Annotated in this window: 15 protein-coding genes; 6 read left to right on the top strand and 9 right to left on the bottom strand. The window is 38.8% G+C overall.

Annotation, left to right across the window (positions count from 1 at the left end):
• Positions 1–34 precede the first annotated feature (34 nt).
• Both G521_RS0101520 and bshA read left to right on the top strand, forming a co-directional pair.
• Positions 35–511, top strand: coding sequence for a hypothetical protein (locus tag G521_RS0101520; protein WP_155975630.1), 477 nt, complete (start codon positions 35–37; stop codon positions 509–511).
• 219 nt (positions 512–730) lie between these two features.
• Positions 731–1,867, top strand: a complete 1,137-nt coding sequence (bshA, locus tag G521_RS0101515; RefSeq protein WP_026896934.1) for an N-acetyl-alpha-D-glucosaminyl L-malate synthase BshA — start codon at positions 731–733, stop codon at positions 1,865–1,867.
• Between the two features lie 5 nt (positions 1,868–1,872).
• Here bshA and G521_RS0101510 read toward each other — a convergent pair whose 3' ends face one another.
• On the bottom strand, positions 1,873–3,018 hold the full coding sequence (locus G521_RS0101510) for a lactonase family protein (protein WP_026896933.1): 1,146 nt from the start codon (positions 3,016–3,018) through the stop codon (positions 1,873–1,875).
• A 79-nt stretch (positions 3,019–3,097) separates the two neighbouring features.
• On the bottom strand, positions 3,098–4,675 hold the full coding sequence (locus tag G521_RS0101505; RefSeq protein WP_456072972.1) for a pseudouridine synthase: 1,578 nt from the start codon (positions 4,673–4,675) through the stop codon (positions 3,098–3,100).
• A gap of 359 nt (positions 4,676–5,034) precedes the next feature.
• On the opposite strand from G521_RS0101505, the gene G521_RS0101500 reads away from it, so the two are divergent.
• From G521_RS0101500 to G521_RS0101490, 3 genes are all read left to right on the top strand, one after another.
• On the top strand, positions 5,035–5,856 hold the full coding sequence (locus G521_RS0101500) for a lytic transglycosylase domain-containing protein (RefSeq protein ID WP_081674997.1): 822 nt from the start codon (positions 5,035–5,037) through the stop codon (positions 5,854–5,856).
• 140 nt (positions 5,857–5,996) lie between these two features.
• Complete coding sequence (gene uvrA / locus G521_RS0101495; RefSeq protein WP_026896930.1) at positions 5,997–8,840, top strand: excinuclease ABC subunit UvrA; 2,844 nt, start codon at positions 5,997–5,999, stop codon at positions 8,838–8,840.
• Positions 8,841–8,867: 27 nt separating this feature from the next.
• A complete protein-coding gene (locus tag G521_RS0101490; protein ID WP_026896929.1) occupies positions 8,868–10,379 on the top strand; it encodes an NAD(P)H-hydrate dehydratase in 1,512 nt (503 codons plus the stop codon).
• A gap of 3 nt (positions 10,380–10,382) precedes the next feature.
• Here G521_RS0101490 and G521_RS0101485 read toward each other — a convergent pair whose 3' ends face one another.
• The 3 genes from G521_RS0101485 to lipA are packed head-to-tail and all read right to left on the bottom strand — an operon-like array spanning position 10,383 to position 12,659.
• Complete coding sequence (locus tag G521_RS0101485; RefSeq protein WP_036677989.1) at positions 10,383–11,204, bottom strand: anti-sigma factor; 822 nt, start codon at positions 11,202–11,204, stop codon at positions 10,383–10,385.
• Positions 11,205–11,207: 3 nt separating this feature from the next.
• Positions 11,208–11,756 carry an RNA polymerase sigma factor gene (locus G521_RS0101480; RefSeq protein WP_026896927.1) on the bottom strand — a complete coding sequence of 183 codons (549 nt, stop codon included), beginning with the start codon at positions 11,754–11,756 and terminating at the stop codon, positions 11,208–11,210.
• 24 nt (positions 11,757–11,780) lie between these two features.
• On the bottom strand, positions 11,781–12,659 hold the full coding sequence (gene lipA, locus G521_RS0101475) for a lipoyl synthase (RefSeq protein WP_026896926.1): 879 nt from the start codon (positions 12,657–12,659) through the stop codon (positions 11,781–11,783).
• Between the two features lie 154 nt (positions 12,660–12,813).
• On the opposite strand from lipA, the gene G521_RS0101470 reads away from it, so the two are divergent.
• Positions 12,814–13,230 (top strand): OsmC family protein, encoded by a 417-nt coding sequence (locus tag G521_RS0101470; protein ID WP_026896925.1) that lies wholly within the window; start codon positions 12,814–12,816, stop codon positions 13,228–13,230.
• A gap of 71 nt (positions 13,231–13,301) precedes the next feature.
• Here G521_RS0101470 and ytxJ read toward each other — a convergent pair whose 3' ends face one another.
• The 4 genes from ytxJ to G521_RS0101450 form a co-directional block, all read right to left on the bottom strand.
• Positions 13,302–13,634, bottom strand: a complete 333-nt coding sequence (ytxJ, locus tag G521_RS0101465) for a bacillithiol system redox-active protein YtxJ (protein ID WP_026896924.1) — start codon at positions 13,632–13,634, stop codon at positions 13,302–13,304.
• Positions 13,631–14,368 (bottom strand): DUF6503 family protein, encoded by a 738-nt coding sequence (locus G521_RS0101460; protein ID WP_026896923.1) that lies wholly within the window; start codon positions 14,366–14,368, stop codon positions 13,631–13,633. Before G521_RS0101460 ends, ytxJ begins: the two co-directional genes overlap by 4 nt.
• A 272-nt stretch (positions 14,369–14,640) precedes the next feature.
• Entirely contained in the window at positions 14,641–15,135 is a 495-nt protein-coding gene (ribH, locus tag G521_RS0101455) for a 6,7-dimethyl-8-ribityllumazine synthase (protein WP_026896922.1), read from the bottom strand.
• 67 nt (positions 15,136–15,202) lie between these two features.
• Positions 15,203–15,883: a tetratricopeptide repeat protein gene (locus G521_RS0101450; protein WP_026896921.1), complete on the bottom strand. Its 681-nt coding sequence runs from the start codon at positions 15,881–15,883 to the stop codon at positions 15,203–15,205.
• Between the last annotated feature and the right edge of the window lie 63 nt (positions 15,884–15,946).

The following is a 15,946-nucleotide window of genomic DNA, read 5'->3' as shown; positions in this document are numbered from 1 at the left end:
ATTAATTTTACTTATTTTAAGAAAAAACCACACTATGAGAAATTCAATAAATACCTGGAGTTTAATGCTGATCGTTTCAGTATTTATTACATCCTGTTCGTCAAAATTGAGCAATCCGAATATAGATAAGCTTGAAACTCAGGAGCAAGTTCTGAAGAGGTCAACCGAACTTAATAATACCAAGCTTGAACTTGAAAAAGAAAAGCTTCGGAATGCTAATCTGGTATCTGATGTTGATAATATTAATAAACAGGCATCCGCTTCTTCAGAAAGAGCAAAGGATTTATCTGCACGTTTGAGCCGAAATCCCGGTGATCAGAGCTTATCCCGCAAGGCCGATAATGCTGCCAAAGAGTCAGCAAGAGATGCTAAAAGAGCCCGGAAACTAAATAACGACCTGGACAAATCAACCACTGAAATCAGAAATCTGGAAAGAAAAATAAAAGATTTGGAATCTGAACTTGATGAAATGAAGTCGAAAGTTGAATTTGTTCCTAACCAGAATAATTAATAATAACTTAAGCCAGCTAATCAGCTGGCTTTTTTGTTACAATCAGCAAACATTTATATCCTTTCAAAACCTTTATTTTGGATTTGACTTTTCAAATTAATTAATGCCATTATTAATATTTGGACAAGCTTTTGATCTCATTATTTTTTGATTTAATAAAATGGCAGAATTAATCTTCTGCAAACAGAAAATCATTAAATTACAAAACGATTTAAACAGATGAAAATAGGGATTGTATGCTATCCTACCTTCGGTGGTAGTGGAGTTGTAGCTACAGAATTAGGTAAGGCCTTAGCCGATAATGGTCACCAGGTACATTTCATTACTTACAGTCAGCCGGCAAGACTGGATTTCTTTTCAGAAAACCTCTTTTACCATGAAGTATCTGTATCCAACTATCCTTTATTTGATTATGCACCCTATGAATTAGCGCTGGCCAGTAAATTAGTAGATGTAGTAAGGTTTGAAAAATTAGACTTGCTGCATGTTCATTATGCTATACCCCATGCTTCTGCCGCATTTATGGCCAAGCAAATATTAGCCACTTTTGGAATACAAATTCCGGTTGTAACCACTCTTCACGGGACAGACATTACATTGGTTGGGAAAGATCCTACCTATAAACCGGTGGTTACGTTTTCAATAAATCAATCTGATGGTGTAACTGCTGTTTCTCAAAACCTTAAAGAAGACACTTATAAGCATTTTGATATATTAAATGAAATTCGGGTCATTCCTAATTTTATAGATTTGAAGAGGTTTACCTTAAAGCCTAAAGATCATTTTAAAAAGGCAATCGCTCCACAGGACGAACGGATAATTGTTCATACATCCAATTTCAGAAAAGTAAAAAGAACTCAGGATGTGGTTCGGATTTTTGAAAAAATATTAAAAGAAGTTCCTTCAAAATTACTCATGGTGGGGGATGGTCCGGACAGAGTATATTGCGAGCAATTATGCAGGGAACTAAATATTAGCGAAAATGTCCGCTTTTTAGGTAAGCAGGATGCTGTTGAAGAGATTCTTTCTGTTTCTGATCTTTTTATCATGCCGTCAGAATCAGAGAGCTTTGGTCTGGCTGCCTTAGAAGCTATGGCCTGTAAAGTACCTGTAATCACCTCAAACACCGGCGGTTTACCCGAATTAAATGTTAACGGTGTAACGGGTTTTATGGATAACATCGGCGATATTGACGCTATGGCCGGACACGCCATTCATATTTTAAAAGATGATGAAACGCTCATGCTCTTTAAAGAAAACGCTCTTAAACGTGCAAAAGATTTTGACCTGAGTTTAATTTTGCCTCTTTATGAAGAATATTATAAGGAAGTATTAGATAAAACTCTGGTTAATTAACATTGCTACCGAGTCTCTGCAAAGAGTAAACAAACAGGAGCGCCTACAGCTATCTTTTTACCGGTTTCTGAAAGCAGCCCGGTTTTCTTATTTCTTTTAAAAATCACAATCTCATCACTATTCTGATTGGCTACCAGCAGGAATTTTCCGTCGGGAGTGAGACCAAAATTTCTGGGTGTTTTTCCGGTTGAAGATTGCCTTCCTGTAAAGGATAATTCACCATTCTTTGCAATAGAATAGATTACCAGCTCGTTGGCATCGCCGCGATTAGAAGCATAGAGGAATTTCCCATCTCCGGAGATATGAATATCAGCGGCTCCAACAGCTCCATTAAATCCCGAATCAAGCATACTAATCGTTTGTTTCAGTTTCAGATCTTCCTCCTGATAATCATAAACGGAAATCTCAGCAGTTAATTCATGAATGAGATAGGCAAATTTTCTCTTTGGATGAAATGTTAAATGGCGTGGACCACTGCCGGCTTTAACGGCAACAGGAGTGCTGGGAGTTAGCACATTGCTTCTTTCAGAATGGCTGATGCTGTAAGAATTAATTTTATCTGTTCCGAGATCTGCCGCAAACAACATTTTTTCATCCGGGGACAAAACTGTGGAATGCACATGAGCCTTCTCCTGCCTTTTGGTATTTATACTATTCCCCGTATGCTGAATTGTCTGAATGGCTTCAGTTAAAGAACCATTTTCGAGTGTATTGAAAACGGACAAATTTCCTCCGGAATAATTCCCTGCAAATACATGTTTCCCTTCTTTATCAATGCTGATATAACAGGGATCATCGCCCATAGAAGAAACTTTGTTCAGGAAAGTTAATTCCCCTTTTTGCGAATTAAAGGAGAATGAACTAAGCGATCCAAGCGATTTACCTAACTCGTTGACGGCATATACATAGTTTTGATTCTCAGAAATGCAGAGATAAGAGGGGTTTTCTACCCCTTTTGCCAGAGATTTAAATTTAAATTCTCCCGTATGGGAATTAAAATGGTAGATATAAATTCCCTCGCTTTTACCGGTGGTAGTATAGGTGCCGATAAGAAGATTGTATGATCCTTTTTTGGAAGTTCTTTGGGCTGAAGAAATGGCGGGAACAAGCAGGATAAGTGAATTCAAAAATAGCAACAGAGTAAATTTCATAAAAGCAAGATAAGCTTAATACGTTCTGCTGCAAAGCATATAAAAAAAATACCTCCTGGTCTCCGGAGGTATTTTTTAATTAAGATTTTATCAGGTGTTTCAACTGGATGATTTCCTTTTCTTCCAAATATCTCCAGCGGCCACGCGGAAGATCTTTTTTGGTAAGATGTGAATACACCACACGGTCAAGTTTTACAACTTCATATCCAAGGCTTTCAAAAATTCTTCTCACAATTCTGTTCTTTCCGCTATGAATCTGAATGCCGATTTCATTTTTAGCTCCTCCGGCAACATAAGTAACCTGGTCGGGCTTAATCAAACCATCTTCAAGCTCTAAACCAAATGTAATCTTATTCAGATCTCCCTGGGATAAATTGCGGTTAAGTTCAACCTGGTATATTTTAGTTACGTTATTTCTTGGATGCGATAGTTTTTCTGCAAGATCCCCGTCATTGGTCATCAAAAGCAAACCGGTAGTATTACGGTCAAGTCTTCCAACCGGATAGATACGTTCACGGGAAGCTTTTTCAACCAGACTCATCACGGTTTTACGTTCCTGAGGATCTTCCGTAGTAGTGATATAATCTTTGGGCTTGTTCAGCAGAACGTACACCATTTTCTCCCGCTTCAGAGTTTCTCCGTTATAACGGATCACATCCTTATACGGATCAATTTTTAAACCCAGTTCTGTAACGGCTTCCCCGTTTACAGAAACTACTCCAGCAGAAATTAATTCATCGGCCTTACGGCGTGAACATATTCCGGCATTGGCAATGTAACGGTTCAAACGGATTGTTCCGTCGTCATCTTTTGCAACGCTTGGTCTTTTACTTCTGTTATTTGATTTCAGTCGTTCTTCTGAACTCCACTGACGATCATCACTTTTATATTTAGGTCTTTCAAATGAACCGGAATCATCCGCAGATGATCGGGATTTAAAAGGCTTGTCATTAAATCTTTTGGGAGCAGCGCTTCTTTCGGCTCCGCTTCGCTCCGAATTTCCGTATGGTTTTCTTTCTCCTTTATTATCGCCGTCGTTGGAACGTGAGCTATATAGCTTTCTTTCTCCCTGCGGCTTATCTCCGTATGATCTTCTTTCTCCTTTGTTATCACCGTCGTTAGAACGTGAGCCGTATGGCTTTCTATCTCCCTGTGACTTATCTCCGTATGGTTTTCTTTCTCCTTTGTTATCGCTGTCGTTAGAACGTGAGCCGTATGGTTTTCTTTCTCCTTGCGGTCTATCTCCGTATGGCTTTCTTTCTCCTTTGTTATCGCTGTCAGTAGAACGTGATCCGTATGGTTTTCTTTCTGAGCGGTTATCATCTCCGGTAGGGCGTGAACCATATGGCTTTCTATCACCTTGCGGACGATCATTGCCGAATGATCTTCCCTCTGAACGGGAATCGCCAAATGAAGAGCGGCTTCCAAATGATTTTTTCTCTCCAAAAGATTTCCCATCCGAGCGTTTATTATCCGGATTGAATGATCTTTCTGAGTTAAACGATTTCTTTTCTCCAAAAGATCGGTCACTGTTGTAGGTTTTTTTATCAGTCCGGGAATCATCGCCGGCAGAGCGGGAGAATGATCTGTTTTCTTTGTTAAAACCCGGTTTCCCGAATCCTGCTTTGAAGGGGCGCTTAGGGTCTTCCCCAAACAATTTCTTTTTCGTGCTGTTAGAACTTTCGGGTCTTTCGAATTTACTCCGGTTAGTTTGTGAAGATCCCTGCTCCGGTCGGGCAGATTTGTTGAAGTTGCTGGACTTGTCGTCGCGACTGTTCCTGTTTTTTTTGAATGGCATGATACACTTTTAAACTCTTAAAAAGAGCGGCTACAAATGTACGCAAAAATTACGGATTCGGGCGGATAGGGATCGTTTTTAGTATGAATTTATGAACGAAAAATCATAGTGTTTTGCGAGACTTGAAACAGCAGTTTTTGCTAACTATTTGATAATTAGACTTATATTTTGTACTTTTGGAAACTTTTTAGCTTTTAACTTAAAAAAGAGAGGAATAAATGGTAAAAAAACATATGATTACTTGTGGCTTAATGCTGGTCATTTTACTTACTGCAAAATTATTTATTTTCAGTTCCAGAATTAACCCCATTGAAGTAATAAAGTTTAATGAACAGCATCCGGAAAAAGAAATAGAAACAGTAAATTACTATCAGACTTTAAGCTTCGCCGATGAAAATCTTCCGGCACAGGAAGTAAAAGTAAAATGGAGAATGAAGAAGATGCTTGATTCTCATAAACACAGTAAACTTCAAACAAATAAGCTGCATCAAAAAGCCGCAATTTGGTTTCCGGTGATGGAACCTATCTTAAAACGTTACGGAATACCAGCTGATTTTAAATATATGCCCCTTGTAGAAAGCGGGCTTCAGGCCGGTACATCTCCAAAAGGTGCTTCAGGTTACTGGCAATTTATGCCCCAGACGGCCCGTGACTTCGGCTTACGTGTAAATTCTGAGGTTGATGAACGTCAGCAGGTTGTTAAATCAACTGTAGCAGCTGCTAAATATCTGCGCTCTTTATATAAAGAATTCGGAAGCTGGACATTGGCTGCTGCCGCATACAATATTGGAGAAGGAAGTTTAAAAAGACAAATGGCTCGTCAGGATGAGGATAATTATTTCAGACTGAAACTGAACAGGGAAACAGCAACCTATGTTTACAAGCTGATATCCATGAAAGAGATTATAGAAAAGCCACGCTTGTATGGGTATAAAGGTAAAGCAAGCAGAAAGCTGGAAAAAAAGCAACCAAAAACAGCGTATTTTAAACCTGTAGCCCAAAATACTAATATGCTTGCAATGCAAATTTTACAGAACTAATTTATCTTAATAAAAATTAAAGGCCTGAGCATGCTCAGGCTTTTCTTGTTTCCAGGATGAATGATTCTGACTTAGGCTTAACATAAAGCCAGCTTAAAAAATCGCATCTTTACAAAATTTTTCAGACTGCTGTTTTATATATGAGTAAATCACATACCGACCTTGGGGAGCAAAGTGAAGTTGAAGTTTTGGGTGCCCGGGTTCATAATTTAAAAAATATTGACGTTTCTTTTCCACGCAACAAACTGGTTGTTATAACGGGTTTAAGTGGTAGTGGAAAATCATCATTAGCTTTTGATACCATATATGCGGAAGGGCAGCGGCGCTATATGGAAACGTTCAGTGCTTATTCCCGCCAGTTTCTGGGCGGAATCGAACGGCCTGATGTTGATAAAATCTCTGGTTTAAGTCCGGTTATTGCTATTGAACAAAAAACCACCAGCAAAAACCCCCGTTCAACCGTAGGGACCATCACTGAGATCTATGATTTCATGCGCTTACTTTTTGCCCGTATTGGGGATGCCTACTCCTATGTGACGGGTGAAAAGATGGAACGGATGTCTGAAGATCAGATCATTAAAAATATTCTTGAAAAATTCGATGGTCAGGCTGTCAATATTCTTGCGCCGGTAGTTAAAGGCCGGAAAGGGCATTACCGTGAACTTTTTGAACAGATCAGGAAACAAGGTTATTTAAAAGTTCGCGTGGACGGAGAAATTCTGGATATTACTCCAAAAATGCAACTCGATCGCTATAAAATTCACGATGTTGAGATGGTGATTGATCGTCTGTTGGTGAGTCAGGCAGATAAAAAACGCTTGTACGATTCCATACAGTCGGCCATGAAAGTCTCTAAAGGCATCATGAAAATCAGCGACAAAGAGAACAATGAATATTTTTATAGTAAGTTTCTAATGGATCCCATTTCCGGGATTTCATATGACGAACCTCAGCCAAATACATTTTCGTTCAATTCACCTTATGGTGCATGCGACCGTTGCGGTGGCCTGGGGTATATATTTGAAGTAGATCAGCATTCGGTTATTCCAAATCCCAAATTAAGTATCATGCAGGGAGGATTGGCTCCTCTAGGCGAATACCGCGAAACATGGGTTTTTCAAATCCTTAAAGCACTTTCAAAAAAATACAATTTTTCATTATCGGCGCCTATTGAAAAAATCCCTGCTGAAATAATTGAAATTATTCTCAACGGCGCTCCGGAAATTATTACTGTTCCTGTTGAATACAATAAATGGAATGTTCAGAATTACCAGATCTCATTCGACGGAATAATTAAGATGCTGGAAGAGCAAACCGAAAAAAGAGGGGATGCAATTGGCGAAGACCTTGAAAATTTCAGGGTTTTGAAAACCTGTCCAACATGTCATGGAGCCCGTTTAAAAAAGGAATCGCTGCATATAAAGGTTGGTGAGAAAAGTATTTTTGAATTGGCGAGTATGGATATTTCAACTCTTTCATCATGGTTTGAAGATATTGAATCAAAATTAAGTGATCGTCAAAATACCATTGCAAAAGAAATTCTGAAAGAGATCAGATCCCGGATTGGATTTTTATTGGATGTGGGATTAAATTATCTCACCCTGGACAGAACTGCACGTACTTTATCAGGAGGAGAAGCACAGCGGATCCGGCTGGCTACCCAAATAGGATCGCAGCTGGTAAATGTTTTGTACATTTTGGATGAGCCCAGTATCGGGCTTCATCAGCGGGACAATGCCCGGTTAATTTCAGCTTTAAAAAATCTTCGGGATATAGGAAATACCGTGTTGGTTGTAGAACATGATAAAGATATGATCATGGAAGCAGATCATGTTATCGATATGGGACCAGCAGCGGGAATTCATGGAGGTGAAGTTGTTGGGCAGGGAACTCCAAAGCAATTCGCGAAAGCAAACACATTAACAAATGATTACATCAGCGGAAGGAAAGAAATTTCCGTCCCGCAAGCCCGTAGAGAAGGTAACGGGAAATCATTAATTATCAAAAATGCTACAGGCAATAATCTAAAAAATGTATCAGTAGAATTTCCGCTCGGTAAATTCATCTGCGTAAGCGGGGTTTCAGGAAGCGGCAAGTCTACATTGATTGCAGAAACGTTGTATCCGGTATTGAATCATCATTTTTTCAGGGCAAAGAAAAAGCCGATGCCCTATAAAAAGATCGAAGGTCTGGAACATATCGATAAGGTGATTGAAATTGATCAGAGCCCAATCGGTCGCACACCGCGATCTAACCCCTCAACCTATACCGGTGTTTTTTCTGATATCAGAAATTTATATGTGATGCTTCCCGAAGCCCGCATCAGGGGATATAAACCCGGTCGTTTTTCATTTAACGTAAAAGGCGGCAGATGCGAAACTTGTCAGGGAGCGGGAATGAAAGTGATTGAGATGAATTTCCTGCCGGATGTTCAGGTTCCATGTGAAGAATGCAACGGCAAACGGTATAACCGGGAAACTTTGGAAGTTCGCTACCGCGGAAAATCCATAAGCGATGTTCTGGATATGAGCATTGAAGAAGCAGTTCCGTTTTTTGAACCGATACCGGCTATCTATCGCAAAATTAAAACGCTGAATGATGTGGGATTGGGTTATATTAAATTGGGTCAATCTTCCACAACATTATCAGGAGGCGAAGCACAACGGGTAAAACTCGCTACTGAATTATCAAAAAAGGATACCGGAAATACCTTTTATATTCTGGATGAGCCTACCACAGGTTTGCATTTTGAAGATATCAGCGTTTTACTTGGCGTACTCAACCGTTTGGTTGATCATGGAAATACCATTTTGGTAATAGAGCATAATCTGGATGTGATAAAAGTTGCCGACTGGGTGATTGATCTGGGGCCAGAAGGAGGTAAAGGAGGAGGAGAAATTTTGTTCGCCGGCACTCCGGAAGGATTAACAAAAGTGAAAAAATCACATACCGGTATTTTTTTAAAGAAAGAAATGGGTAGTTAAGAAGCTCGAAAATCTCTATTTTTAAGAATGCTAAACCTTCTTACCTGTGAACAAATTCGCTTAACAGATCAATACACCATTCAGAATAAACCTGTTTCATCATTAGATTTGATGGAATCTGCAAGCTGTGCCTTTGTTGGAGCTTTTAAATCTGAATTTCCGGATATTAATATTTCAATCTGTATCTATTGCGGAACCGGGAATAATGGAGGAGACGGACTGGCAGTAGCCAGATTGTTGAAAGAAGCAGGCTATGAGAAAGTTTCAGTTCAGGTAGTTCGTTTTTCTGAAAAGTCTACGGCTGATTTTGACGAAAATCTGAAAAGACTCAAACTAACCGGTATCACGGTTTTGGAGATCCATGAAAATGATAATCTAATTTTAGAAAGTTCAGATCTGATTATTGATGCGCTTTTAGGTTCGGGATTAAATAAGCCATTAGATGGCTTTTTGAAAGAGTTTGTTCGCCATATTAATTCTCAGAATAAAAAAATTGTTTCGATAGATGTTCCATCAGGATTTTTTGCTGAAGGTAAAATCGATACAAAAAATGTTTGCATTCATGCAGATCTGGTCCTTACGTTTCAGAGGCCTAAAATAAATTTTTTCTTCCCTGAATCCGCGGAAGCATTGAAGAGATTTAAGGTTGTGAATATTGGTTTGGACGATAATTTTATTCAATCGCTTGAAAGTGAATGGAGGTTGACCGAAGATTCTGATATTCATCATATTCTGAAAGCACGGCGAAATTTTTCACACAAAGGAACTTACGGACATTCATTAATCATAGCCGGGAGTGAAGCAACAATGGGAGCCGCACTTTTATGTGCTGATGCTTGCTTGCATGCCGGTTCCGGATTGACTACAGCCTGCATTCCGCTGCAGGGATTAACAGCATTAAATTGCTATTGTCCTGAAGTGATGGCTTTAGTTAGAGGAGATGATAATATTTCTCAAATCAGGTCCGGCAAATTTAAGACTATAGCGATAGGTCCGGGATTGGGAATTGGATTAGAGGAAATCAGTCTTTTGAAAGAAGCCTTAAATTTGGAATCACTTCAGTTGATTTTAGATGCCGATGCTTTAACTATTTTATCAAAAAATACAGAACTGATAAAGCTGCTTCCGTTAAATACAATCATCACACCTCATGTAAAAGAATTTGACCGGCTATTTGGTACCAATGATAACTGGTGGGACAGGCTTCAGCTGGCAAGAGAAAAAGCTTCAGAATTACAGATTGTGATTCTACTGAAGAATCAATATACGTTTGTTATTACTCCGGATAAAAATATACACATCAATCCGAACGGAAATCCGGCGATGGCCAGCGGCGGAATGGGAGATGTATTAACCGGAATTATTACTGCTTTGGCGGCTCAGGGATATGCGGCAGATGAAGCAGCAATTGCTGCTTGTTATATCCATGCACTTTGCGGCGATATAGCACATAAAAAAGACGGAATGTATTGCATCCCGCCCAGATATATTATTTCGAAAATCCCCTCGGTTATAAACTCGTTGGCAAACAACAGTTAGAATTTAGATTGATCCTATCACCATCATTTGATCCATGGTTGGGTTAACACTTCCACCGCGGGGTTCTAAAGTAACTGCAAAAGCCTGTGCATTAGTAACAGTTTTCATTTTTTTCATTCCCGAGTCATCAGTCTTCATATCAAAAACCCCAAGATCTACCGGCTTGCCGTCAACCATTGCCCATAACTGGTATTGGTGAGTGGTATCATTTTCGGGCATTTTCATCGCCGACATATCAATCATTACTTCTTCTTTAACAGGATTAAATGCCACCATCATGCTCGCCTGAGGCGCCTGCTTGGTACCTGCAAGTTTTATTAATTTCACTTCCGGACTACGCAGTATGTTTAATGTCTGCTGAGTTTGATCCAGTTGATCAATCATGAAATTTACACGGTTAGAAAATTGCTGATTATTGGTTTCAAGAATGGCTAATTGCTGATTGGATTCCTGTAAACGGGTATATAAAACAAACAAGGCAATAGTACTCAATAACAGCAATGCTACAGAAGCTGCAAAAGCATATTTATAAAATGTATTTGATTTTGCCGAATTAATTGAAGTTACTGTAGTCGTATTTAAATTGGTTACAGTTTCAGATTTTTCAAGTTGATTAAGAACGCGTTCGCGTAAATTTGCAGAGGGACTGACTGCATAGGCCGAAGCGTAATGTTCCAGTCCGGATTCAATGCTGGCAATCTCAGTCCGGATTTCCGGATGCTGAACAGCCATTTGTTCCACCTTAAGCTTTTCTTCAGGGCTTAAATCGCCCATAACGTAAAGCTCTAAAATGCCACTTTCAATATATGATTGTATGTCTTCCACTTTTTAATTAAAAAATTTTCTCAGAGTTATAATAGCCATTCGTAGTCTGGTTTTTACTGTTCCAAGAGGAATACCCAGCTCTTCAGCTGCTTCTACGTGAGTAAAACCTCTGAAATAAACAAGATCTAAAATGCTTTTCTGGTCCGGTTTTAATTTATCCACAAGGTCTTTCACGCCCAGTATATCCGGATTGATGGCAGTGCTTTTCTGTTCATCGATGAAATTTACGGTGTTTTCAATGTCTTGGTTTTTAGAATTATTTCTAAAATCTTTAGAACGAATTTTATCTATAGAAAGATTCCGGGCTAAATTAACCATCCACGTAAAAAGCCTTCCTTTCGCCGAATCAAAGGAGTGGAAAGAGTTCCATATCTTCACAAATGTTTCCTGAAGTAAATCTTCAGCTATTTCTTCATGCTGTACAATTCTGTAAATTACCCCATATAATGAGGAGGAATACATGTCGTATAAAGCTTCAGCTCCAATTTTATCCTTTTGCCTGAGAGCATGTATAAGTTCGGTCTCGGAAAGGGTTATTTTTTTTTTATTCAATTGGTGTAAAGTTGAAGCTTGCATTTAAAAATCAAATAAGTGTTTTTCAGCATGATAGGAAGACCGTACCAGAGGACCGCTTTCTACATATCTGAAACCCATCTCAAGGCCAATTTGTTTGTACCTTTCAAATTGTTCCGGAGTGATCCAGTCGATGACAGGGTGATGCGTTCGGGAAGGCTGTAAATACTGACCTAAAGTAAGAATGTGCACACCAACATTCAGCAGGTCTTGCATAGCTTCTAAAACATCTTCTTCCGTTTCTCCCAGACCAAGCATAATACCTGATTTGGTTCTTAAACCTGCTTCTGATATATGGCGCAGGCATTCCAGACTGCGATCATACTTTGCCTGAATCCGTACTTCACGCGTTAAGCGGCGAACTGTTTCCAGATTATGTGAAACCACTTCCGGCCGTACAGCTAATACTGTTGCCAGGTTAGCCCAAATTCCTCTGAAATCAGGAATTAATGTTTCCAATGTTGTTTCAGGACTTTCACGACGAATAGCATTAATCGTTTCTGCCCAGATAGTAGATCCACCATCTTTCAAATCATCACGGTCAACCGAAGTAATTACGCAATGTTTAACCTGCATTAATTTCACTGAATTAGCTACTCTTTCCGGCTCATCTAAATCAACAGCGAGCGGCCTGCCAGTTGCTACGGCACAAAAAGAACAGGAACGGGTACAAATATTACCCAAAATCATAAAGGTTGCTGTACCGGCGCCCCAGCATTCGCCCATATTCGGGCAATTACCGCTTTCGCAGATAGTATGCAGCTTATGAGTATCAACTAAGCCCCTTACATGGGCATATTCTTTTCCTACCGGAAGTTTAACACGAAGCCAGTTGGGCTTACGTTGCATTTGGTTTACGGGAATAACCGGCAAATCGATCATACAGCAAAAGTAATTATTTTAAGGAAGATTTGGGAGGGGAGAAACCAGTATTCAGATTTTGACACTTAAGTGTATTTAGGAACCGTAAAAAAATGCAGATTAGTCAGTAAGTCAGCAATTTTTATTCATTTTTGAAACTCACAAATTAATGAAGATGGCAACCATACAAACCACATACCTTGGCGAACTGAGAACTGAGGCAACTCATGTACTATCCGGCAATAAAGTTATAACCGATGCCCCTTTAGATAATAAGGGTAAAGGAGAAGCATTTTCTCCTTCCGACTTGTTAACTTCTGCTTTGGGAAGCTGCATGTTAACCATTATGGGAATAGCTGCCCAAGAGCATAATATTAACATGGATGGAACAACCTGCTCGATCACAAAAATTATGGCTTCAGATCCTCGACGTGTTGGGGAAATTCAGATAACGTTTAATTTGCCGCAAGGTGATTATTCTGAAAAAGATAAATTGATACTTAAAAGATCTGCTGAAAATTGCCCTGTTGCCAAAAGTGTTCACCCGGATTTAATACAAAACCTGGTTTTTAATTTTGGCGGAAATGAGTAAAAATGTAAGAAGCAAAGAATAAGAATTTAAGATTATCTAATCCTTGTTCTTTGCTTCTGGTTTTTTATTTTCTAAGCCGTAAGTTGTTCTGCGGTTTCTTCTGCAGAAATTTCTCCATGAGAAGTCTCATAAATGCATTCTCCGTTTTTTATTAACAGAAGCTGGGGAGATTGATGCTGTACCTGAAAAATATCGGCGATAGCGTTAGATATTTCACGATGTTTTATAAGGTCCAGGAAATATAAATTGATATTTTCGGGAATAGCTTCCCAATCCAATTCAAATTTCCGTTTAGCCATCATGCTGATAGAACATCTGGTACTGTGCTTAAATATGACAGAAGCATCAGCTGATGATTTAATCGTTTGTAATTGTTCATTTGATTCTAAAGAAATCCACTTCATTGCTTTTTAAATTTTTCCGGGTCCACACTAACTAATACTGTTGCAATAGGGAAGTTGATGGCACTGTTTTGATTAATATTTTGTTTGCGGGTAGCAAGTTTAAGACCGCCACCCAGGTCTTTATAATTAGTCCATGTGAAAATGCCGGGTTCTTTCTGGCCCTGCAATAAAAATTTCCAGCGATTAATTGTTCCAGTAGCCGGATCGATGTACAGCCAGTACTGATCTCCCGGCGTTAGCCCAACCTTGTCAAAATCAAGGTGCAGAACGTTATATTTCTTTCCATCAACTTCTTCAGCATCTTTAAGTTCTAAATTAACTCCCGGATCTTCCAGTTTAACAGGGACCAGTAGCCAGTAAGAATCATTAACAAAAGAAGCATAGGCTTTTTTAAGATTAACTGCATTGAGAGAGTCAGGAACCGCTGCACCATCTATAAAAGATTGCCCTTTTTGATTCTGCACATTAAATAAAACCAGAAGACTTTTATTGTCGGATGTTTTAGTTTCAAAGCGATAATCTCCGGTGTAGCGATCCCATAAATGAGTTCGGCTGGTAACCGTTTTTCCATCTCTTTCGGGAGCAAATTCAAACATAATATACCGGGATTGCTCCCAAACTTTTTTGCCTCCCGCACTGTTCCAAACGGCATTTACAACTTCAGTTTTTGACTGGCCAAATAGGGTAGACGCTGCCAAAAAAACAAGAGCAAGCGTATAGCAGATCTGTTTCATTGAATATTATTTAACTTAAAATCAGGCATGTATGCAATATGCAAACACATCCTGAAATTACAGTTTACAATAAAGAAAAATGACGGGAAAATGTTTTGCTGATTAGTTTCTCCGGGATTTAGGATAAGAGCCGTAAGCAGGACAAAGTTTAGAAGAACAGGATTCTAACACTGTTGTAACTATAAATAATGCTAGTATACCAATTACTAATCTTTTCATATAAGATGCAGTTTTTATAAAACTATATTTTTTTTGCCGGAAATCAAATTGTTTTAACTCACCAGATTATGCTGAATCTGAGCCATTGTAATGGCTGTAACAGCAGCTTCTTCGCCTTTATTACCATGAATTCCGCCAGCTCTATCCAGAGCTTGTTGTAAATTATCTGTGGTTAATACGCCAAATATAACCGGTTTGTTGTGTTTAATTGAAACATTTGATATTCCATTGGCTACGGCGTTGCAAATAAAATCAAAATGGCGGGTTTCTCCCTGTATAACGCAGCCAAGACAGATAACTGCATTAACCTGTTTAAAGCCTAATAAGAGATCGGCGCCGGAGGTTAATTCAAAGCTGCCCGGTACCTGAAGAGTTTGAATATTATGCTCAAGAGCTCCGTATTTATAAAGTGTTTCTAAAGCTCCATTATACAATGCACCAGTTACTTCAAAATTCCATTGCGAAACTACTATACCGAACTTGTAAGATTTTGCAGATGGAATCTCTAAATGAGAAAAACTAGATAAGTTTTTAAGATTTGTTGCCATGGCCTAAAATAATAAATGGTTGCCAAATTCATCGACAACCATTTGAATAGATATATGTTTTGAAAAATTATTGCTGTGCTTCTGCACGGGCGATATACGAATCAATTACAGAAGCCTCAAAACTTTCGGGGAAATCTGTTTTAATTGTTTTGTATGCATCAGCGGCAGCTTTGAAATTTTTCTCCTCTTCGTACACCAAACCTAATTTCTTTAAGAATAATGGAGAAGTGAAAGAGTTTTTGCTCTTATCAGCTGCTTTTTTATAATACGTTATTGCTTTGCTGTAATCTTTTAATTCACTGTACGAATCGCCAAGCATACCCAAAACAAGCGGATCAATTACCGGACTTCCGGTGCTGCTATATTTACCCAGCGCATCTGCTGCTTTCTGAAACTCGCCCTTTTTTAAATACAAACCACCTAAATAAGCATTGGCAATGTTGGCAGATTTTGTATTTGAATATTCATCAGCAATAGTTTCAAAGCCCGGGTAAGAACCATCACCTTTCAAAGCTTTATCAGTTAATGAATCACTGGCAGCATATGATTCTGCTCTGAACATTTCATTTGCAGCTTTTTCAGCTCTTGGAGCTAAATAAAACTTCTGATATCCAAAGTATAAAAGCACCATAGCCAGAATTGCTCCGCCGATAACTGCTAAACTTTTTGTGTTTTCCTGAATGAAATTTCCTGTGCCTGAAACAGGCTTATCAGATTTTTGAAGGTTTTCTTTATGATCGTTTGACATTTTGTTTTAAAAAATTGAAGATTGCAAAAATACATTTTTAGTGCTAAGTATCAACCTTTAAAT

This window comes from Daejeonella oryzae DSM 19973 (assembly GCF_000422945.1).
Lineage (GTDB): Bacteria > Bacteroidota > Bacteroidia > Sphingobacteriales > Sphingobacteriaceae > Daejeonella > Daejeonella oryzae.
This window is presented reverse-complemented; position numbering and strand designations above follow the sequence as displayed.